Genomic DNA, 20047 nt, shown 5'->3' with positions numbered 1-20047 from the left:
CACCCCCCCGCCCCCATGACCGCGCCCACCCTCTCCGGCCTCCTCGCCATCACCTTCTGGTCCACCCTCGCCCTCCTCACCACCACCACCGGCGCCCTCCCTCCCTTCCAGATCCTCGCCATCACCTTCGCCGTCTCCGCCCTCCTCGGCCTCGTTCTCCTCCTCCGCCCTGGTGGCCCTGGCCTCCTTGCCCTCCGCCAGCCCCCGCGTGCGGCTGCCCTCTCCACCCTCGCCCTCTTCGGCTACCACGCCCTCTATTTCGTCGCCCTCAAGCGCGCCCCTGCCGTCGAGGCCAACCTCCTCAACTACCTCTGGCCCCTCCTCATCGTCCTCTTCGCCGCCTTCCTCCCTGGCGCGCGCATCCGTGCCCCCCAGATTGTCGGCGCCCTCCTCGGCCTCCTCGCCGCCGTCCTCCTCCTCGGCCGCGGCCGCGTCCCTCACCTCGACCCTGCGTACCTCCCGGGCTATGCCGCCGCCCTCGCTGCGGCCCTCACCTGGTCGGCGTACTCCGTCGCCAACCGCCGCTTCAGCCACGTCTCCAGCGCTGCCATCGTCGGCCCTTGCCTTGCCGTCTCCCTCCTTGGTGCGGCCGCCCATGTCCTCGTCGAGCGCACCATCGCTCCCACCCCCTCCCAGTGGATCGTCCTCGCCGCCATGGGCCTTGGACCGGTCGGCGCCGCCTTCTGGCTCTGGGACACGGGCACCAAGCGTGGCGACATCGGCCTCCTCGGCACCCTCTCGTACGCTGCGCCCGTCCTCTCCACGGGCCTCCTCCTCGCCTTTGGACGTGCCGAGCCTCACTGGACCCAGGCTGCTGCCCTCGCGCTCCTCCTCCTTGGCGCCACCCTCAGCGTGCGCGCCTCTACAGCGCGCGGTGGCCTCGGTGAGCGTGGGGACCGCGGCGCGGGGGGCACGCACGCGCGATCGTGAAGATCTCGCGTGAAGGGGTGCATCGCCCTCGCGGTCTGGTAAGCCAGCCCGATGATCCTCGAGGAGCGCCTCGCCGCGCTACATCTCCTCGGCACGCCGGTCTGGGTGTACGACGTCACGGTCTATCGCATCCTCTGGGCGAACCGCGCTGCCGTCGCCCTCTGGCAAGCCGGGAGCGTCGAAGCGCTCCTCCAGCGGGACTTCTCGCCCCTGACCGACCTTGAGCGCACCCGCCAGAGCGTCAACCAGGAGTCCATCGAGCGCGGGCAGGTCCTGATCCAGGACCTCTCCATCTTCCCGAGCGGCGATCCCGTGAGGCTGCGCTGCATCCTCTCGGGCGTCCCCCTCGACGACGGCCGCATCGCGATGATGTGCGAGGCCCACGTCAAGCATGGTGTCGACCTTGTACAGCTCCGTGGCATCGAGGCCATCCGGCACACCTCGGCCCTGGTCACCCTCGCCACGCCCCTCGGCGAGGTGCTCATGCAGAACCCCGCCTCGCAGCGCGCTTACGGCGTGAGCGCCACGATCGAGGGCTGGTTCACGGATCCGGCGGTACTGCGGCGGATTCTCGAGCGCGCTGCCGACGAGGCTATCTACCGGGGCGAGGTGCAGATCGCCACCACCGAGGGGGCCCGGTGGCACCTGACCGAGTCACGTCCCACCCGGGATCCTGCCACGGGGGCGCCTGCGATCCTGATCCAGCAGGTCGACGTCCACGGCCTTCACGAGAGCCGCGCCCTCATCGACGCGCAGCGCGAGGAGATCCTGGCCCTCTCTGCTCCCATGCTCGACGTGGGCCAGCGCAGCCTGGTGATGCCGATCATCGGTGCCCTGGACCGCGCGCGGAGCGCCCAGATCTCCGAGTCGCTGCTCGCGCGCATCGTCGACCAGCAGGTCGAGAGCGTGATCCTCGACTTCACGGGCGCGAGCGCGATCTGCGTCCCGGAGCTCCTCTCGCTCCTGCGCGCGCTCTCCCTCCTCGGTGCTCGCCCCATCCTCTGCGGCGTGCGCCCCTCGCTCGCCCAGGAGCTGGTGGCGGGGGACGCTCCTCTGGGCGACGTCCTCATCCTGCGCGACCTGCGCCAGGCCATCGCCGCGTGCGTCAGGGCCGGGCCGCGCGGGCGGCGGCCCTCTCCTCCGGCCAGGGCGACCACGGGCGGTTGACCGAAGCTGGCAGCCCCGGGCTCGGCGGCCGGAGCGGTGGCCCACCAGGGCCATGCCGTCCCTGGACCCTCGGTGCCGGCTCAGTACACGATCTCGCTGAAGGGGCACTGCGCCGCGAGGTCGGCGGGGCAGTCGCTGGGCGGCATGCAGTTGTAGGTCTGCTCGCACTCGGCGCTCTGCTCGCAGCCGCAGCCGCAGGTGTTGCCGAACATGGTGGTGTTCTCGGGGCACACGTAGTCCGTGGTCGCGCAGGCTTCGGGGCTGTCGGCCACGTAGTCGCGGTACCACTCCTCCTCGGGGTTGCACTCGCAGGCCATCTCGGTGCAGCTCACGGCGCCGTTTTCCCCGCAGGTGCAGGTGTTGCAGCCGTCGATGGAGGGGAAGCTCTCGTAGGGTTGATAGGGCGTCCCCTCGTAGACGCACCCCTCGTCGCACCACATCGCGGTGCACGAGATGCCGTACTCGTCGCAGGTGCAGCTATTGCAGTCGTCCTGGAAGTCGGTCCCCCAGGGCACTGGGCCGCTGGGGGTGTCGCACGTCTCGGATGTCGAGGGGCAGCCCCTCTCGGTACACCCGACGCTGCCGTCGCTGTCGCAGAAGCAGGTGTTGCACCCGTCGTCTGCGGGGAAGGTCTCGCCAGCGTCGTACGCCGCGTCGCCGTAGAAGCACACCCCTTCGTCGTCGCCGCCATCGCCCCCCGAGACGACGACACAGCCCGTGAGCAGGGCGGGGACGAGCGCGGTGAGGGCGAGCAGGCTGCTTCGGAGGAACGAGGAAGGCGAGGTGTTCATGGCGGGTATCCCAGGGTCGGAGGTCAGGGTCGGAGGCGCTGCGTCATCGCGCTGCGCCCGGGATCAGTGGAGGATGGTGCTGTAGGGGCACTGCTCGGCGAGGTCGGCGGGGCAGTCGTTGGGCGGCTGGCAGTCGTAGGTCTGCTCGCACTCGGGGCTCTGCTCGCAGCCGCAGCCGCAGTCGTTCCCGAAGGCCGAGGTGTGCTCGGGGCAGTTGTAGTCGATGACCTCGCACTGGGCGGGGTCCAGGGAGACGTAGTCGCGGTACCACTCCGTGTCGGGATCGCAGGCGCACGCCGTGTCGGTGCAGGCGACGTTGCCGTCATCCATGCAGGTGCAGGTGTTGCAGCTATCCGCGTCGGGGAAGCTCTCACCGACGTGGTACATCTCCCCCTCGTAGTAGCAGGTATCGACACACCCGATGGCGGTGCACGCGACGTCGCCGGACGGCTGGCAGGTGCAGGTGTTGCAGTCGCTGGAGTAGCTCTCGCCAGCGGCAATCGGGCCCTGCGGGGTGTCACAGACCCCGGGGGGCTCGTCGCACGCCGCCAAGGTACACCCGACGCTGCCGTCGCTGTCACAGAAGCAGGTGTTGCAGCCGTCGCCGGCGGGGAAGTTCTCGCCAGCGTCGTACGTCTCGCCGTCGTAGTTGCAGGTCCCGTCGCCGCCCTCGGAGACGACGACACAGCCCGTGAGCAGGGCGGGGACGAGCGCGGTGAGGGCGAGCAGGCTGCTTCGGACGAACGAGAAGGAAGAGGTGTTCATGGCGGGTATCCAGGGTCGGAGGTCATGACCGGAGGCGCTGCGTCATCGCCCTGCACCCGGTGCTTGCGGGGAGGTCATCGCAACTGCTGTGCCAGCAGGGACAGAGCCGCGAGAGTTCCAGTTTTTCGCAGGGGTACGCGTTCTCCGGCCGGGCACCAAGGGGGGGTGTGCCTGCGCTCAGGCTCAGCCTGGCACAGGATCGGAAGAGGGCGTCAGGGCGAAGGGCAGGGGACCAGGGTGGTGTCCTCAGCGAGGGTCGCGAGGCGCTGCACTCCAGGTGCGATCGGTGACGCGCAGGCGCAGCCGCGAGGGGCCGCGCCGCGTTCAGCGAGGGTCAGTTCAGGGAGGGTCAGTTGAGGATGGTGCTGTAGGGGCACTGCTCGGCGAGGTCGGCGGGGCAGTCGTTGGGCGGCTGGCAGTCGTAGGTCTGCTCGCACTCGGGGCTCTGTTCGCAGCCGCAGCCGCAGCCGTTCCCGAAGGCCGAGGTGTGCTCGGGGCAGGCGTAGTCGATGACCTCGCACTGGGCGGGATCCTCAGAGACGTAGTCGCGGTACCACTCCGTGTCGGGATCGCAGGCGCACGCCGTGTCGGTGCAGGCGACGCTCCCGCTGTCCAGGCAGGTGCACGTGTTGCAGCCATCGGCCGCGGGGAAGCTCTCGCCGGAGGTGTACGTCTGGCCCTCGTACGTGCACTGCGGCGGGCAAGCGCCGGTGGTGCACCCCAGCTCGCCGCTGACGTCACAGATGCAGAAGCTGCAGCTCCCGTTGTCGGGAACGTAGATGTCTCCGACGAGTATCGGACCTTCCGGGGTATCGCAGTGAGGTGTGCAGCCGATCTGGGTGCACAGGACGCTGCCGTCGCTGTCGCAGGAGCAGGTGTTGCACCCGTCTTCCGCGGGGAAGGACTCGCCCTCGTCGTACGTCTCACCGCCGTAGCTGCAAGCGTCGTCGCCGCTGGAGACGATGACACACCCCGTGAGCAGGGCGGGGATGAGCGCGGTGAGGGTCAGCAGGCTGCTCTGGAGGAACGAGAAGGAAGAAGTGCTCATGGGGTAGGGCTCCTGGTCAGGGGACGCGTGTCCCTCGTGGAGACTCAAAGGACGATGGTGCTGAAGGGGCACTCGGTCTGGATGGCCTCGACGTCGCACTCCGCGGGCGGCGCGCAGTCGTAGGTCTGCTCGCACTCGGCGCTCTGCTCGCAGCCGCACCCGCAGCCGTTGCTGAAGTTGGTGAGGTGCTGGGGGCAGAGGAGGTCGACATCGGCGCACTCGGCGGGGCTGTGCCCCACGTACTCGCGGTACCACTCGGCCTCGGGGTCGCAGTCGCAGGACAGCTCGGTGCACGAGACGGAGCCGTCCTCCTGGCAGGTGCAGGTGTTGCAGCCGTCGGCGGCGGGGAAGGTCTGGTACTCGGTGTAGATCTGGCCCTCGTAGGTGCACAGCTCGCCGCAGTAGAAGGCGGTGGAGCACTCCAGCTCTCCCTCCGCGGTGCAGGTGCAGGTGTTGCACTCGTCGGGGTTCTCGTAGGTGCTCCCCACCGGGATAGGCCCGTTCGGGGTGTTGCAGGTGCCGAGAGGCTCGGGCGGTTCGCAGGGCTGGTCGTCGCTGCAGACCACGGTGCCGTCGCTCTGGCAGGAGCAACTTTCGCAGTCATAGGGCGAGGGCACCGTGTCGCCCACCTCGTACGTCTCGCCATCCATGGTGCAGGTCTCCCCCTCGACGGAGACGACGACGCACCCCGCGGCCAGGGCCGAGAGGAGGACGGAGAGGCCCAGCATGCTGCGCCGGAGGAGCGTGAGGGTCGCGGTGGTCATGGCAGTTGTTCCGGAGGGTCGCGGGGTGAAGGAGGTGGGCGGGTCGTGGTCAGGGCGCGGGGATCACTGCTCGATGGTGCTGAAGGGGCACTCGGCCTGGATGGCCTCGATGTCGCAGTCGGCGGGGATGGTGCAGTCGTAGCTCTCCTCGCACGAGGGGCCCTGCTCGCAGCCGCACCCGCAGTCGTTGGCGAAGTAGTTGGTGCCGGCGGTGCAGTCGAACTCGATGACCTGGCACTGCTCCGGGCTGTCCCCCACGTAGTCGCGGTTCCACTCGGCCTCGGGGTCGCACACGCAGGCCATCTCGGTGCAGCCGACGTTACCATCTTCGCCGCAGGTGCAGGTGTTGCAGCCGTCGCCCGCGTTGAAGGTCTCGCCAGTGGTGTAGGTCTCGCCGTTGTAGGTGCAGGCCGGGCCGCAGGCCATCAGGGTGCAGGCGACGGTGGTGCTGCCATCTTCGAGCTGCGCACAGCTACAGGTGTTGCAGCCGTCGTCGGCGGGGAAGCTCGTGCCCACGGGGACAGGGCCAGCAGGCGTGTCGCAGGTGATGGGCGCGCAGGCCGCCTCGGTGCAGGCGATGCCGCTCTCGGTGCAGGTGCAGGTGTTGCAGCCGTCGTCGGAGGGGAAGGAGTCGCCAACGTTGTAGCCCTGGCCCTCCATGGAGCAGGGAGCCCCGTCGTCGTTGCTGCTGCCGTCCGAGGAGACGATGATACACCCCGTGAGCACGGCGGGAGCGAGGGTGACGAGGGCCAGCAAGCTGCTCCGGAGGAACGAGAAGGACGAGGTGTTCATGGCATTGCTCCTGATCGAAGGTCGAGGGGGAGGGCAAAGGGCGCCGCGCCATCGGCGTTCGGGTCGGGCAGGTGTCTATTCAACGCGTGTGCCACCGCCGCGCGTGGGCGGTGGCGCCTGCTTCGCCGCACCGCTCCATGACCGCCCGCGCGGCTCCGGACAGCCGTCCAGGAGCAGCGAGCGCACGGAAATCAGGCCGGTTCCATGACACCGGCGCAGGTTTCCGGCGCACCGTGACACAGCGGCGGGGGCGCCCCACGGCCGAGGCACGACGCGGGACGTGCACGGCGCGGGACGGGGAGGATGACTGCGATGTCGTGGCCCGCGGCTGCGAGGGGACGCGCGTCCCCTCGTGGAGGCTCAGTGGACGCGCATACCGGGCTTCGCGCCGGAGTCGGGGGAGAGGAGGAAGGCGGTGTCTTTGCCGCCGGCGGCGAGGACCATGCCCTCGCTCAGGCCGAACTTCATCTGCCGGGGGGCGAGGTTGGCGCAGATGATCACGAGGCGGCCGATGAGGTCCTCGGGCTTGTAGTAGGCCTTGATGCCGGCGAAGACGTTGCGCTCCACGCCGCCGCCGAGGGAGACGCGCAGGCGCAGGAGCTTCTTGGCGCCCTCGACGCCCTCGGCCGCGACGATGCGGGCGACGCGGAGGTCGGCCTTGCCGAAGTCGTCGATGGTGCACTCCGGCGCGAGGGGCTCTTCCTGGAGGGCAGCGCCGTCGTCGTCGTAGGTGGTCGGCGTGGCGGGCGTGGCGGGCGTGGCGGGCGTGGCAGGCGCGCCGGGCGAGGCCGGGGCGGCAGGGGAGGCCGCCGCGCTCTGGGCCTCGGTGGTCTCGGGGGCGTTTGCGGCGGAGGTTTCGTTGACCATCTTCTGTGCAGACTCCAGTTCGGCGCGTTTCATGAGGTGCTGGTACGGGGCGACCGGGGTGCCGACGAGGTGCTCCTTCGCGAGCTCCCAGCGGTCCATGGCGCAGTTGAGAAGCTTGCCCGACTCCTCCGCGAGCTTCGGCAGCACGGGGGCCAGGTAGAGGGCGATCTGGCGGTACAGGTTGAGGGCGATGGAGCAGGCTGCCTGCACCTCGGCCTCCTTGCCGGGCTGCTTCGCGAGCGCCCAGGGCTGCGCCTTGTCGATGAACTCGTTGGCGCGATCGGCGAGAGCGACGATGGTGCGGATGGCGCGGGCGAAGTCGAAGGCCGCGTAGGCCGCTCCGATCTCGTCGCCGGCCGTGGCGCCCGCGGCGAAGAGGCCGCCGTCTTCGGGGTAGGCCGCGGAGAGGCCGGTCTTCTGCACGAAGCGCGAGGAGCGGCTGGCCAGGTTGACGATCTTGTTCACCAGCTCGGCGTTCACCCGCTGCACGAACTCCTCGATGTTGAGGTCGATGTCCTCCACCTTCGGGCCCAGCTTGCTCGCGTAGTAGTAGCGGAGGTACGCCGGATCGAGGTGCTTGAGGTAGGTGGACGCCATGATGAAGGTGCCCTTGCTCTTCGCCATCTTCTCGCCGTTGACGGTGAGGAAGCCGTGCACCTGGACGCGCGCGGGCAGGGAGAACTGCGCCGTCTTGAGCATGGTCGGCCAGAAGAGGGTGTGGAAGTAGACGATGTCCTTGCCGATGACGTGGATGATGTCGGTGTCCTCGGAGCGCCACCAGGCGTCGAGGCCCTCGCCCTGCTTCTCGCACCACTCCTGGGTGGCGGCGATGTAGCCGGTGGGCGCGTCGAACCACACGTACCAGTAGTGCCCGGGCTCGTCGGGGATCTCGAAGCCGAAGTACGGGGCGGCGCGGGAGACGTCCCAGTCCCGGAGGGGCTCGGAGAGGAAGTGGCCCGCGAGGTAGTTGGCGATCTCGCGGGGCATGCGGCCCTCGGACTGGGTGTAGCCGGTGAGGAAGGCGTGCTCGGACTCGATGGAGACGAACAGGTGCGGGGCGCTGCGCAGCTCGGGCTTGGCGCCCGAGAGGGTGCTCTTCGGGTCGACGAGGTCGGTGGGGGAGTAGGTGGAGCCACACTTGTCGCAGCTATCGCCGTACTGGTCGGCGGCGCCGCAGCGGGGACACGTGCCCTTCACGAAGCGGTCGGCGAGGAAGACACCTTCCTTGGGGTCGAAGAGCTGGGTGACCTCCCTGCGGCTCACCATGCCGGCGCCCCGGAGCGAGGCCCAGATCTGGTTGCACAGGACCTGGTTCGTGGGGGAGTTGGTGCTGCCGTAGTGGTCGAAGTGGATCTGGAAGCCGGCGAAGTCGCGCTGGTGCGCGGCGCTCATCTCCTCGATGACCTCGACCTCGCTGCGGCCCTCCTTGCGGGCGCGCATCATGATGGACGTCCCGTGCGTGTCGTCCGCGCAGATGTAGATGGCGCGGCGCCCGGTCATCCGCGAGTACCGGACGAAGATGTCCGTCTGGGTGTACTCGACGAGGTGGCCGAGGTGGATGTGTCCGTTGGCGTAGGGGAGGGCGCTGGTGACGAGCAGGCGTCTCATGATCGGGCGCGACTCTGCCCCAGATGGCCCTTGAGCGCTACCGGGCTGCGTCGCCGTGGGGCGCCGTGACGCGAGGCTTGCCGCCCGGATCGGGCGACCGTAACACTCGGGGGATGCGCTCTTCGCACCGCCGCCACCGCCGCCACCGCTGCCCCCATCGCCGCTCACCTTCGTACCTGCGTTCATCCTTGCATGCCGGCGTCGCCGCCGTCCTCGCCGCTGCCCTCGGCGGGTGCGGCGGTGATGAAGAGAAGGCCGGACCCACCGGCCCGGAGTTCACGCACCCGGTGGCGGCCGTCGACATCATGGTCGACGAGATGGGCATCTCCCACGTCTACGGGCAGAGCGACGAGGACGCGATGTTCGGGGCCGGCTACGCGATGGCGCGGGACCGGCTGTTCCACATGGAGGCCTTCCGGCGCAGGGCGCTCGGGCGGAGCGCCGAGGTCTTCGGCGAGGGCGCCATCAACGGCGACATCAGCGCGCGCGCGTTCGGCTTCGGGCGCCTCGGCGAGGCCGACTACGAGCGCCTCAAGAAGGATCGGCCCGAGGACGCTGGGCTCATCGACGCCTGGGTCCAGGGCGTGAACTTCCGCATCAAGGAGATCGAGACGGGGGCCGCGCCGCGCCCCTACGGCCTGCGGGAGGCGGAGCTCAACTTCGTGCCCGAGCGGTGGACACCCGCGCACACCCTGGCGATCGGCAAGGTGCTCTCGTTCGGGATGTCGAGCACGCTGGAGCAGGAGCTGCTGGCGACGCTGCTGGTGAGGCTCGCGCCTGACTCGCTGACCGAGCTGCCCTTCATGAAGCCGTCGAAGGACGTGTTCACCATGGGGATGGCCGCGCCGACCTCGGGGCCCGCCCCGGCGCCCTCGCCGCCCTCGCCGCCCTCGCCCTCGCAGCCGCGGCCGGAGATCCCGGAGGGGACGCGGTTCGACTTCTCCCCGCTCGCCGGGCCCCTGGCTTCCAACAACTGGGCGGTGGCGGGGGCGCACACCGAGAACGGCAAGCCGCTGCTCGCGGGCGACCCGCACCAGACGCTGACCAGCCCGAGCCGCTTCTGGCCGGTGCACATCAGCAGCGCGACCGGCACGCTCGACGTGGTCGGCTTCTCGTTCGTGGGCGTGCCGGGGGTGCAGCTCGGCCACAACGCGCACATCGGCTGGACCACCACCACGAACTTCGCCGACGTGATGGACATCTGGGAGGTCACCGAGGACACCGCCTGCGAGAAGGCGGAGGTGATGATCGGCGGGGAAGCGAAGGCCGTGGAGTCGCGGACGGAGACCATCGAGTACCGGACCGAGGCGGGGGGCACGGAGCGGAAGGAGGTCGTCATTCGCAGCGTGCCCGGGGTCGGGGTGTTCATCCCCGACGTCATCCTGCCGGCGCCGCGGGCGCTCATCGCGGGGGGCTGCCTGCTGATCGGGTGGACGGGCTTCGAGCCGACCATGGAGATCGGCGCGTATCTCGGCATGGACCGGGCGCGGAACCTCGACGAGTTCGAGAAGGCGGTGGACGTGCTGGAGGTGGGCGCGGCGAACTTCATCGCGGCCCACCCGGACGGGATCACCTACCACGTGAGCGCGCGCGTCCCCGACCGCGGCGATCCGTCGAGCAGGCCGATGCCATGGAAGGTGCTGCCTGCGAACGACACGAAGAACGTCTGGTCGGGCGCCTACCTGCCGCCGGAGAAGATGCCGCGGTGGCGCGATCCCGAGCGTGGCTACCTGGTCACCGCGAACAACGATCCGTTCGGCTTCACGGCCGACGGCACGGTGGAGAACGACCCCTACTACTACGGCGCGTTCTACGCGAACGGGTTCCGGGCGAGCCGCATCGAGCAGATGATCCAGGAGCAGATCGAGGGCACCGGGAAGATGACCGTGGCCGCGATGCAGGACATCCAGCGCGACGTGCGCTGGGAGCTGGCCGACGTGATGCTGCCCATCGTGACGACGGCGCTCGCGGACATGGCGACGGATCCGGCGCTGGCCGCCTACCAGGGGAATGAGGATCTGCCGAAGCTCGGCGCCATCCTGGCGGGCTGGGACAGCCGGCTGGACCGCGCCGAGGCGGGGGCGCTGGTGTTCCACGCGATGAGCTGGTTCGCGGCCAAGGAGGTGTTCGCGAGCGACGAGGCGTACACCTCGCTCCTGTTCGACGCCGTGCAGGAGTACAAGCCCACGGTCTTCCTCGGCACGCTCTACAACCTGCTCGCGGACCGCTTCGAGGCGGGCTCCACGTTCGTGAGCGATCCGCGGGTGCTGGTGCTCGACGCCCTCGCCGAGACGGCCACCTGGCTCACCGCGCGCTTCGGCTCCGTGGACGCGACCTACGCCTGGGGCGACCTGCACGTGGCCACGTTCCCCGCGGCATACGGCGGTGAGCTGTCGGTGACGCCGTTCGGGGTCGACGGCGGCGACGACACGGTGAACGTCTCCCCGGCGCCCTTCTTCGAGGGCGACGCGGTGCGCGAGCAGTTCGGCGCGGTGCAGGGCTCGCTCTACCGGATGGTGGTGGGCTTCGGCGAGGACAACACGCCCGAGGCGGTGGTGAACTTCTCGCGCGGGAGCAGCGAGGAGCCCGGGAGCCCGCACTTCGACGACCAGGACGCGGCCTGGGTGGCGGGGGAGTACGGCAAGCTCCTGTTCCGCAAGGCGGACGTCGAGGCCGGCGTCACGGACCGGATGACGCTCGAAGCGGCGAAGTAACCCGGCGCGTTCGATCAAAGGACACCCAGGGCGCGACGCTTTGCCAAGGGGCACTGCGTCGCGGCTGGCACGAGCGGTTCGCGGGGAGTGGGGCCCCGACGGGATTCACTCCCGGCGGGGCGAGGGGACTCGCGTCCCCTCGTGGAGACTCAAAGGCGGTGGCGGGCTGCGTCGAGGCGCAGCCGCCACACCTCGATCACGGCTTCCGCGAAGATCTTCCGGCTCATCTTGGAGTGGCCCGCGCGGCGGTCGACGAAGAGGATGGGGACCTCCACGACCCGCAGCCCGCGGCGCAGCGCGCGGTAGGTGGTCTCGACCTGGAAGGCGTACCCGTTCGAGCGGACGCGCGCGAGGTCCAGGGCCTGGAGGGCGCGGCGGGTGAAGGCCTTGTAGCCCGTGGTGAGGTCGCGGACGGAGACCCCGAGGATGAGGCGCGCGTAGAGCGAGCCGCCCTTGGAGAGGACGTGCCTTCCGGGGCCCCAGCCCTCGACGCCCCCGCCAGGCATGTTGCGCGAGCCGAGGACGACGTCGGCGCCGTCCGCGATGGCGTCGAGGAACCGGGGCAGGTAGCGCGGGTCGTGGGAGAGGTCGGCGTCCATCTCGAAGGCCACGTCGTAGCCCTCGTCGAGGGCGCGCCGGAAGCCTTCGAGGTACGCGGTCCCCAGCCCGAGCTTGGAGGGACGATGGAGGACGCGCACGCGAGGATCGCGGGAGGCGAGCGCGTCGGCGAGGGCGCCCGTGCCGTCGGGGGAGGCGTCGTCGATGATGAGCAGGTGTGCGTGCGGTGCTGTCGCGAGCACCGCGTGGACGAGTTCGCTCAGGTTGTCCCGCTCGTTGTACGTCGGGGTGATGATGAGGATCCGGGGCAGCATCGACGATCCCGACGGTCCGGTCGCTGTAGCAAAGCGGGTGCTGGGGCGGAAGCCTTCGCCCGACCGCGGTGCCCTTGCGAAGGGTGGATCGCGCGGTTAACGTTGAGCCACATGCATGGCCGGCTCTGACCGGTCCCGACGGCGCTTCCTCGGCCCTGGGCCCCGGTGTCGCTGCGCGGCAGCGAGGTGCATTCCCCCGGTAACCAGGTCATCAACCTACGGAGAGACTTCCGATGGCAGCGAGCAAGAACGTCCACGTTATCGACGACTCCAACTTCGAAGCCGAGGTGCTGAAGTCCGATGTGCCTGTGCTGGTGGATTTCGGCGCCACCTGGTGCGGCCCCTGCAAGGCGCTCGCGCCCATCGTCGACAAGATCGCCGATGATTTCGCGGGCAAGGTCAAGGTCGCCACGCTCGACATCGACGATGCCCCGAACACCACCAAGAAGTACTCCGTGAAGAGCGTGCCGACGGTGATCGTGTTCAAGGGCGGCGAGAAGGTAGCCACCCAGGTGGGCCTCTCGAACCGCGAGACGCTGATCAAGCTGCTCGGGGTCTGAGACCTCCCCGCTGGAGCGTCCCACCGCCTCCAGCCGTCACACCCGCCACGCTCCCTTCCCGGTACGTCCGCATCCCAGCACGTCCGCTCCAGCCCGCCGCGCTCCCTGCGCTTGACCGAGGGGCTAGCCCTGAGTACATCCGCGCGCGGACCCCTCACTTCTCAGGAGCGCGCCATGGCGACGAAGATCGCGATCAACGGTTTTGGACGGATTGGACGCTGCATCGTCCGGACGCTGGTGGAGCGCAACGTCAAGGACCTGGAAGTGGTCGCCATCAACGACCTCACCGATCCCAAGACCCTCGCCCACCTGTTCAAGTACGACTCGGTGCACCGCGAGTTCAAGGCGGCGCCGGTGTCGAGCGGCGACAAGTCTCTGCAGATCGGTGACCAGAAGGTGGAGGTCCTCGCGATGAAGGACCCCGGGGAGCTGCCCTGGAAGTCGCTGGGCGTGGACGTGGTGCTGGAGTGCACGGGCCTCTTCACCGACAAGGCGAAGGCCGAGGCGCACCTCAAGGCGGGCGCGAAGCGGGTGATCATCAGCGCCCCCGCCAAGAACCACGACGTGACCGTGGTGATGGGCGTGAACGAGGAGGCGTACGACGCCTCGAAGCACACCGTGATCTCCTGCGGCTCGTGCACCACGAACTGCCTCGCCCCGGTGGCCAAGGTGATGCTGGACAGCTTCGGCGTGGTCCACGGCCTGATGACCACCGTCCACTCGTACACGAACGACCAGCACATCCTCGACGTGCCGCACAGGAAGGGCGACCTCCGCCGGGCGCGCGCCGCGGCGACCAACATGATCCCCACCAGCAGCGGCGCGGCGAAGGCGCTGAGCGAGGTGATCCCGGCGCTGAAGGGCAAGTTCGACGGCCAGGCGATCCGGGTGCCGACCTACGATGTGTCGCTGGTGGACCTGACCATCGAGACCGAGAAGAAGGTCACCAAGGACGCGATCCACGCGGCGATGAAGGCGGCGGCCGAGGGCCCGATGAAGGGCGTGCTGCGGTACACCGACGAGGAGCTGGTCTCCGGCGACTACATCGGCGAGAAGGCGTCGAGCGTCTTCGACGCCACGCTGACCCAGGTGATCGGGGAGCGCTTCGCGAAGATCTTCTCCTGGTACGACAATGAGTGGGGCTTCTCGAACCGGATGATCGACCTGGCCCAGTTCGTGGCGACGAAGGGTTGAGGGGGGGCGCCGTGAAGCTCACCGGTATCAGGTCGATCGAGGATCTGGTCAAGCCCAAGGCCCCGGACGTGGCCGCGAAGGCGGACCCGCGCGGCGGGGCTCCCGGGAAGTTTGACCCGCGCGGAGGCGGCGCGGGCAGCGCGGGCGGCGCGGGCAGCGCAGGCAGTGCGGGCGATGGGACGAGCGGGATCGCTGGCAAGCGCGTCTTCATCCGCGTGGACTTCAACGTCCCCATGGACAAGAAGACGGGCGAGATCACCGATGACGCGCGCATCCGCGAGGCGATCCCCACCATCAAGCTGGTCATGGAGGCGGGCGCGAAGGTGGTCCTGGCCTCGCACCTCGGGCGCCCGAAGCCCGGCAAGCGGGACCTGAGCCTGGAGCCGGTGGGCGCGCGCCTCGCGGAGCTGACCGGCTACGAGGTGCACGTCCCCGAGGAGATCGTGGGCGACGCCCCGAAGAAGGTCATCTACGACCTGCGCGTCGGCCAGGTGTGCCTTCTTGAGAACCTCCGCTTCCACGAGGAGGAGGAGAAGAACGACGAGAACTTCGCGCGGCAGCTCGCGGAGCTGTGCGACGTGTACGTGAACGACGCCTTCGGGGCCGCGCACCGCGCCCACGCCTCGGTGCACGCCCTGCCGCGGCTGATGCGGGAGCGGGCCGCGGGCCTCCTGCTCCTCAAGGAGCTGCGCGCGCTCGGGCGCCTCGTCGACCGCCCCGAGAAGCCTTACGTGGCGGTGCTCGGGGGCGCGAAGGTCTCCGACAAGATCGACGTCGTCGAGGCTCTGCTCGGGGTGGTGGACACCCTGTGCATCGGCGGGGCGATGGCGAACACGTTCCTCGCCGCGCAGGGCAAGGACATGAAGAAGAGCAAGATCGAGGAGGACAAGCTCCCGCTCGCGCGCACCATCCTGAGCAAGGCGGGGAACCGCGGGGTGCAGATCCTCCTGCCCACCGACGTGGTGGTGGCGTCGAGCCTGGAAGCCGACGCGGGCTCGGCGGTCGCGGCCGACGCGGTCCCCGATGGCGCGATGGCGCTCGACATCGGGCCGAAGACGGTGGCGCTCTTCGCCGACTCCTTCAAGAGGGCGAAGACGGTCTTCTGGAACGGTCCGATGGGCCTCTTCGAGACGCCGGCCTTCTCGAAGGGCACCTTCGAGCTGGCGAAGCTGATGAGCAAGGCCTCCGGCTTCACGGTGGTGGGCGGCGGCGACAGCGCCGCGGCGGTGAAGCAGGCCGGCGACGAGGTGGCGAAGGGCTTCAAGCACATCTCGACCGGCGGCGGCGCGTCGCTGGAGCTCATCGAGGGCAAGAAGCTTCCGGGCGTCGAGGCGCTGCGCGCGACCGAGGGGGCCGAGTGAACTCCGCGCGACGTCCGCTCATCGCCGGCAACTGGAAGATGAACGTCGGCGGCCCGGAAGCCATGCCGCTCGCGGCGGGCGTCGCCAGGGCCGCGAAGGAGTTCAGCCGGGTGGAGGTGGTGGTGGCGCCCCCCTACACCGCGCTCGCCGCCGCGGCACACGAGCTTGCCGAGGCGAAGAGCGAGGTGGGCCTCGCTGCCCAGAACATGCACCCCGAGGTCTCCGGCGCCTTCACCGGCGAGATCTCGGCGGGGATGCTCCGGGACTCGGGGGCGAGCTGGGTGATCGTGGGTCACAGCGAGCGTCGGCAGCTCTTCGGAGAGACCGACGAGATGGTGACCCGCAAGGTGGCCGCCGCCATCGCCGCGGAGATCCGCCCCATCGCCTGCGTGGGGGAGACCCTGGAGGAGCGCGAGGCGGGTCAGACCCTGGCCGTGGTGGAGCGGCAGGTCCGGGCATTCCTCGACGAGCTGGCCAAGGCGCCGGGCTTCGGGGTCGTCGCCTACGAGCCGGTGTGGGCCATCGGGACCGGGAAGGTCGCGAGCCCGGCCGATGCGCAGGAGGTCCACGCCATGATCCGGGGGCTCCTCGCGCGGGCCTCGATCGGGCTGGCGAGCGCCACCCGGGTGCTCTACGGCGGGAGCGTCAAGGCGGACAACGCCGTGGGTCTCCTGGAGCAGGCGGACATCGACGGCGCGCTCGTCGGGGGAGCCTCCCTGGACGCGGCTGGCTTCAGGAAAATCATCGAAGCCGCGCACCGGCTGGCGGAGCGAGAAGAACAGGAGTAGATCGGGCTGCCCGAGGTAGGCTGTCTCCGCGCGGGCCAGCCCACCCCTTTCGCCGCGGTCATCAAGGACGCCGATGCTTCAGACGTTCCTCCACATCATCCACGTCATCGCCTGCCTGTTCCTGATCCTGGTCGTGCTGCTGCAGCAGGGGCGCGGGGGTGGCATGGGGTCGGCGTTCGGTGGGGCCTCTGCGCAGGTCTTCGGCGGGCGCGGCGCCGGCAACTTCCTGACCCGCCTGACGGCCATCTGCGCGGCCGTGTTCATGGCGACCAGCATGTCGCTCGCCTACCTGTCGTCCGCAGGCGACCGCGAGCTGCGCGAAATCGAGAACAGCCAGGACCAGTAGGTCGCGGATGCGGCTGCCCGGGCCGCCATGGCGAAGCCCGGGGCTCCGGGATCTGGGGGTCGTCCTCGCGGTCAAGGCCGCGGCCTCCGCGGTCACGCTGGGCCTTGGCTTCCGCGCCGTCAGCGACGACGACTTCGCGCGGGTGGTCCTCGCGCAAGCCTGGGCCCACGCCCCCAAGCTGGATCCGACCGGTACGAGCTGGTTGCCGGCGCCGTTCTGGCTGAGCGGCGCGCTGCTGCGGCTCTTCGGGACGGGCCTGGGCGCGGCGCGCGCCGTGGCGCTGGTGCTGGGCCTGGTGTCGGCGGCGCTGATCTACCTCGCTGCCCGGTGGATCACCGAGGAGGCCGGCGCGGGCGGCAGGCGGGGCGCGCTCGCAGGGGCGCTCGTGGCGGCGGTGTTTCCGTGGAGCGCGCGGCTCGGGGTCGCGACGGTGCCGGAGCTGCCCACGGCCGCGTTGACGCTGCTCGGGGTCGCGGCGTTGACCACGCCGTCCGCGAACCGACGGCTGTGGGGGGCACTCGCGCTCCTCTGGGCCACCCTGTCCCGGTACGAGCCGTGGCCCCTCGCGGCGGTGTTCGCGGCGTGGTCCCTGCTCAGCGCGCTGCGGCTCGGGCAGAGCCGCGGAGACCAGGCGAAGCTCGTGGTCGCGGCGCTGATCGCGCTGGCGGGGCCCGCGGCGTGGGTCGCCTGGAACCACGTGGCGCACGGGGACGCGCTCCAGTTCCTGGCGCGCGTGGCCGCCTACCGGCAAGCGCTGGGCAGCGGGGGAGGGGACGGCCTGGTGTCGCGGCTGCTGGCGTACCCGGGCGCGATGCTGCGCGAGGAGCCCGAGCTGGTGCTGGCGCCGCTCGCGCTGTGGCTCGCGGTGCAGGGGACTCCGGGCGCTGCGAGGTTCACCGAGGCATTGCGGCCCTACCGGGTGCCGGCGGCGCTGGCTTCCCTGCAGATCGCCGCCCTGTCGGCAGCCCTGGTGCGGGATGGCGCGCCGACGCACCACCCCGAGCGGGCCACGCTGGTGGGGCTCTTGGTCCTGGCGCTCGTCGTGGGTGACGTGGGGGCCCAGGTGGTGGCCACCGGGGGTCCGGCGCTCCGGCGGAGGGCGGGGGCCGCGGTGGTGGCGCTGCTGCTCGTCGGGGGCCTTTTTGTACGGCGCTACTTCCGGCGCGAGCACTTCAACCCGCGCCTGGACGAGGTGGCGGTGGGCGAGGCCGCCGCCGCGCGGGTGCCTGGAGGGGCGCCCATCCTGCTGGAGGTGCCTCACTACGGGTACTTCGCGGTGATGGCAGCCCTGGGGAGGCCCGGGCAGGTGGTGCTCGACCGCAGCATCGATCCGCGTGACCCGCCGACCGCGTCGAGCTTCGTGGACGCGGCTGCCTTGCGGCGCAGGCTCGTCGCGGCCGGTGCGGACTGGTTCGTCGCGCAGCCGACGGAGGCGCTCCTGGGCATCGCCGGGGCGTCCGTGGAGGGGCAGGGGGCGTGGGCGCTGTGGTCGGCGGGCGAGGTTCGGGCGTCGGGCGAGCGGAGGCTCTCGCCCTCTCTGGGGAGGCCGGCATCGGTCGAGAGGGGAGCCACGCCATGACCGCACCGGAGCGGCGCTTCTTCGTGCACGCCTCCGCGTGGGTGGACGAGCCAGCGACGGTCGGGGAGGGGACCCAGATCTGGCACTTCTGCCACGTCGCTGCGGGGGCGCGCATCGGTCGCGGGTGCGTGCTCGGGCAGAACGTTTACGTCGCCGGGGGCGCCGTGCTCGGCGACGGGGTGCGGGTGCAGAACAACGTGTCCATCTACGACGGCGTGGTCATCGAGGACGACGTGTTCCTCGGTCCCTCGGCGGTGCTGACCAACGTGTCGAACCCGCGCGCCGCCGTCGATCGCCGGGCCTTCTACGAGCCCACGCGCATCCGCCGGGGCGCCACCGTCGGCGCCAACGCGACGCTCGTCTGCGGTGTCACCATCGGGCGTCACGCCTTCGTGGGCGCAGGGGCGGTGGTGACCCGGGACGTGCCGGACTACGCACTCGTGGTGGGCGTGTCGGCGCGGCGCACGGGATGGATGGGCCGGCACGGGCACCGGCTCGTCGCGGTGGAAGGCAGCGGTGAGGGCGAGGGGCTCTGGCGCTGCCCGGAGAGCGGCTACCGCTATGTGCGGGCGGCGGGCGGCGGCCTGCGGTGCCTGGATCTGGACGAGGACGCGCCGCTGCCGGGCGGGGACGGGGGTCGGGTGGTGGGCGTGCGGCCCTACCGCGAGGAAGGCGCCGCGCGAGGAGCCGTGCGCGAGGACAAGGGGCACGGATGACGGCGATCCCTTTCTTCGACCGCACCCGGGTGGATGCGCCGCTCGAGGCCGAGCTGACCGAGGTGTTCCAGCGGGTGCTCCGCTCGGGCCGTTACATCCTCGGCCAGGAAGTGGAGGCCTTCGAGGCCGCGTGCGCAGCCTACCTGAACGTGTCCTGTGCCGTGGGCGTCTCCTCGGGCACGGACGCGCTGATCGTCGCGCTCAGCGCCCACGGCATCGGCCCTGGAGACGAGGTGATCTGCCCGGCGTTCACGTTCGCCGCCACCGCGCTCGCCGTGGCGCGGGTCGGCGCGCGCCCGGTGTTCGCCGACATCGACGCGGCCTCCTTCCTGCTCGACCCGGCCTCCGTGTCCGCGGTGACGACCGCGCGCACCCGGGCCATCGTGGCCGTGCACCTGTTCGGGCGCTGCGCCCCCATGGACGCGCTGCACGCCCTGGCGGCTCCCCGAGGCATCGCCGTGATCGAGGACGCCGCGCAGGCCTTCGGCGCCGATCTCGGAGGCACGCGCGCCGGGGCGCTGGGCACCGTCGGATGCTTCTCCCTCTTCCCCACCAAGAACCTCGGCGGCTTCGGAGACGGTGGCCTCGTCACCACACCGGACACGGCCCTCGCCGAGCGGGCGAGGGTGCTCCGTGCCCAGGGCACCCGGCGCAAATACCACCACGAGCTGGTCGGCGGGAACTTCCGCCTCGACGCCTTGCAGGCCGCGCTGCTGCGCCGGATGCTCCCGCACCTCGACGCGCGGCTCGCCATGCGCCGCCACCTCGCGGCCCGCTACGACGCCTTGCTCGCCAGCGCTGGCGTGCCGGTGAGCGCGCCCTCGCTGTCACCGGGCCACACCTACAACCAGTACGTGGTCCGGGTGCACGGCGGCCAGCGCGATGCGCTCCGGGCGTTCCTCGCAGCGCGCGGCGTCGGCACCGAGGTCTACTACCCGGAGCCCCTGCACGTGCAGCCCTGCTTCGCCGGTCCCGGCGCCGTGGCCGGCCCGAGCGCGGCAGAAACGAGCTTGCCCGTCGCCGAGGCGGCCACCCGCGAGGCGCTCGCCCTGCCCATCTTCCCCGGGCTCACCGAGGAGGAGGTCACGCGCGTCGTGGCCGAGATCGCAGCCTTCCCTGGCTGGTCGTCCACCTGATCGGTCCCGTCGGGAAGCACCCTCAGCGTGCCGCCTCGCTCCGGATGAA

18 protein-coding genes are annotated in these 20047 nt (G+C 70.6%); 11 read left to right on the top strand and 7 right to left on the bottom strand.

What is annotated here, in order from left to right; all coding sequences use genetic code 11:
* The first annotated feature begins 15 nt into the window (after positions 1–15).
* Together yddG and CAP_RS27695 are read left to right on the top strand one after the other, a co-directional pair.
* Positions 16–930 carry an aromatic amino acid exporter YddG gene (yddG, locus tag CAP_RS27700; protein ID WP_063748762.1) on the top strand — a complete coding sequence of 305 codons (915 nt, stop codon included), beginning with the start codon at positions 16–18 and terminating at the stop codon, positions 928–930.
* 51 nt (positions 931–981) lie between these two features.
* Entirely contained in the window at positions 982–2097 is a 1116-nt protein-coding gene (locus CAP_RS27695; protein WP_052376095.1) for an STAS domain-containing protein, read from the top strand.
* An 80-nt stretch (positions 2098–2177) separates the two neighbouring features.
* Here CAP_RS27695 and CAP_RS27690 read toward each other — a convergent pair whose 3' ends face one another.
* The 6 genes from CAP_RS27690 to metG form a co-directional block, all read right to left on the bottom strand.
* Positions 2178–2888: a hypothetical protein gene (locus tag CAP_RS27690; protein ID WP_052376093.1), complete on the bottom strand. Its 711-nt coding sequence runs from the start codon at positions 2886–2888 to the stop codon at positions 2178–2180.
* Positions 2889–2951: 63 nt separating this feature from the next.
* On the bottom strand, positions 2952–3653 hold the full coding sequence (locus tag CAP_RS27685) for a hypothetical protein (protein ID WP_052376091.1): 702 nt from the start codon (positions 3651–3653) through the stop codon (positions 2952–2954).
* 349 nt (positions 3654–4002) lie between these two features.
* Positions 4003–4701, bottom strand: coding sequence for a hypothetical protein (locus CAP_RS27680; RefSeq protein WP_052376090.1), 699 nt, complete (start codon positions 4699–4701; stop codon positions 4003–4005).
* Between the two features lie 44 nt (positions 4702–4745).
* Positions 4746–5465 (bottom strand): hypothetical protein, encoded by a 720-nt coding sequence (locus CAP_RS45650; protein WP_052376087.1) that lies wholly within the window; start codon positions 5463–5465, stop codon positions 4746–4748.
* A 63-nt stretch (positions 5466–5528) separates the two neighbouring features.
* Positions 5529–6257 (bottom strand): hypothetical protein, encoded by a 729-nt coding sequence (locus tag CAP_RS27670; protein ID WP_052376085.1) that lies wholly within the window; start codon positions 6255–6257, stop codon positions 5529–5531.
* A gap of 360 nt (positions 6258–6617) precedes the next feature.
* Positions 6618–8735: a methionine--tRNA ligase gene (metG, locus tag CAP_RS27665; protein WP_044246499.1), complete on the bottom strand. Its 2118-nt coding sequence runs from the start codon at positions 8733–8735 to the stop codon at positions 6618–6620.
* Positions 8736–8920: 185 nt separating this feature from the next.
* Here metG and CAP_RS27660 point away from each other — a divergent pair, with 185 nt between their 5' ends.
* Complete coding sequence (locus tag CAP_RS27660) at positions 8921–11446, top strand: penicillin acylase family protein (protein ID WP_044246440.1); 2526 nt, start codon at positions 8921–8923, stop codon at positions 11444–11446.
* Positions 11447–11595: 149 nt separating this feature from the next.
* Here CAP_RS27660 and CAP_RS27655 read toward each other — a convergent pair whose 3' ends face one another.
* A complete protein-coding gene (locus CAP_RS27655; protein WP_044246439.1) occupies positions 11596–12318 on the bottom strand; it encodes a polyprenol monophosphomannose synthase in 723 nt (240 codons plus the stop codon).
* 233 nt (positions 12319–12551) lie between these two features.
* Here CAP_RS27655 and trxA point away from each other — a divergent pair, with 233 nt between their 5' ends.
* The 8 genes from trxA (at position 12552) to CAP_RS27615 (ending at position 19998) form a co-directional block, all read left to right on the top strand.
* Positions 12552–12878, top strand: coding sequence for a thioredoxin (gene trxA, locus CAP_RS27650; protein WP_044246438.1), 327 nt, complete (start codon positions 12552–12554; stop codon positions 12876–12878).
* Positions 12879–13052: 174 nt separating this feature from the next.
* The gene (gap, locus tag CAP_RS27645; RefSeq protein ID WP_044246437.1) at positions 13053–14072 is read left to right on the top strand and encodes a type I glyceraldehyde-3-phosphate dehydrogenase; all 1020 of its coding nucleotides are present in this window, start codon (positions 13053–13055) and stop codon (positions 14070–14072) included.
* A 188-nt stretch (positions 14073–14260) separates the two neighbouring features.
* The gene (locus CAP_RS27640) at positions 14261–15433 is read left to right on the top strand and encodes a phosphoglycerate kinase (RefSeq protein ID WP_044246496.1); all 1173 of its coding nucleotides are present in this window, start codon (positions 14261–14263) and stop codon (positions 15431–15433) included.
* Positions 15430–16221 carry a triose-phosphate isomerase gene (gene tpiA, locus CAP_RS27635; protein ID WP_269324687.1) on the top strand — a complete coding sequence of 264 codons (792 nt, stop codon included), beginning with the start codon at positions 15430–15432 and terminating at the stop codon, positions 16219–16221. The genes CAP_RS27640 and tpiA overlap by 4 nt, the downstream gene beginning before the upstream one ends.
* A gap of 73 nt (positions 16222–16294) precedes the next feature.
* Complete coding sequence (secG, locus tag CAP_RS27630; protein ID WP_044246436.1) at positions 16295–16567, top strand: preprotein translocase subunit SecG; 273 nt, start codon at positions 16295–16297, stop codon at positions 16565–16567.
* Between the two features lie 7 nt (positions 16568–16574).
* Positions 16575–18146: a hypothetical protein gene (locus CAP_RS27625; RefSeq protein WP_052376083.1), complete on the top strand. Its 1572-nt coding sequence runs from the start codon at positions 16575–16577 to the stop codon at positions 18144–18146.
* On the top strand, positions 18143–18862 hold the full coding sequence (locus tag CAP_RS27620; protein ID WP_044246435.1) for an acyltransferase: 720 nt from the start codon (positions 18143–18145) through the stop codon (positions 18860–18862). Before CAP_RS27625 ends, CAP_RS27620 begins: the two co-directional genes overlap by 4 nt.
* Complete coding sequence (locus tag CAP_RS27615; RefSeq protein WP_044246434.1) at positions 18859–19998, top strand: DegT/DnrJ/EryC1/StrS family aminotransferase; 1140 nt, start codon at positions 18859–18861, stop codon at positions 19996–19998. Before CAP_RS27620 ends, CAP_RS27615 begins: the two co-directional genes overlap by 4 nt.
* The last annotated feature ends 49 nt before the right edge of the window (positions 19999–20047 follow it).

The organism is Chondromyces apiculatus DSM 436, from assembly GCF_000601485.1.
Taxonomy (GTDB): domain Bacteria; phylum Myxococcota_A; class Polyangia; order Polyangiales; family Polyangiaceae; genus Chondromyces; species Chondromyces apiculatus.
The sequence above is the reverse complement of the archived record's forward strand: the minus strand, read 5'-3'. Positions and strand labels throughout refer to the sequence as shown.

Coding starts and splice junctions, on each gene's coding strand:
- yddG (WP_063748762.1), top strand. CDS start 16: ATGACCGCGCCCACCCTCTCCGGCCTCCTCGCCATCACCTTCTGGTCC.
- CAP_RS27695 (WP_052376095.1), top strand. CDS start 982: ATGATCCTCGAGGAGCGCCTCGCCGCGCTACATCTCCTCGGCACGCCG.
- CAP_RS27655 (WP_044246439.1), bottom strand. CDS start 12,318: ATGCTGCCCCGGATCCTCATCATCACCCCGACGTACAACGAGCGGGAC.
- CAP_RS27620 (WP_044246435.1), top strand. CDS start 18,143: ATGACCGCACCGGAGCGGCGCTTCTTCGTGCACGCCTCCGCGTGGGTG.
- CAP_RS27625 (WP_052376083.1), top strand. CDS start 16,575: ATGCGGCTGCCCGGGCCGCCATGGCGAAGCCCGGGGCTCCGGGATCTG.
- CAP_RS27685 (WP_052376091.1), bottom strand. CDS start 3,653: ATGAACACCTCTTCCTTCTCGTTCGTCCGAAGCAGCCTGCTCGCCCTC.
- CAP_RS27690 (WP_052376093.1), bottom strand. CDS start 2,888: ATGAACACCTCGCCTTCCTCGTTCCTCCGAAGCAGCCTGCTCGCCCTC.
- CAP_RS27615 (WP_044246434.1), top strand. CDS start 18,859: ATGACGGCGATCCCTTTCTTCGACCGCACCCGGGTGGATGCGCCGCTC.
- CAP_RS27680 (WP_052376090.1), bottom strand. CDS start 4,701: ATGAGCACTTCTTCCTTCTCGTTCCTCCAGAGCAGCCTGCTGACCCTC.
- trxA (WP_044246438.1), top strand. CDS start 12,552: ATGGCAGCGAGCAAGAACGTCCACGTTATCGACGACTCCAACTTCGAA.
- secG (WP_044246436.1), top strand. CDS start 16,295: ATGCTTCAGACGTTCCTCCACATCATCCACGTCATCGCCTGCCTGTTC.
- CAP_RS45650 (WP_052376087.1), bottom strand. CDS start 5,465: ATGACCACCGCGACCCTCACGCTCCTCCGGCGCAGCATGCTGGGCCTC.
- gap (WP_044246437.1), top strand. CDS start 13,053: ATGGCGACGAAGATCGCGATCAACGGTTTTGGACGGATTGGACGCTGC.
- CAP_RS27670 (WP_052376085.1), bottom strand. CDS start 6,257: ATGAACACCTCGTCCTTCTCGTTCCTCCGGAGCAGCTTGCTGGCCCTC.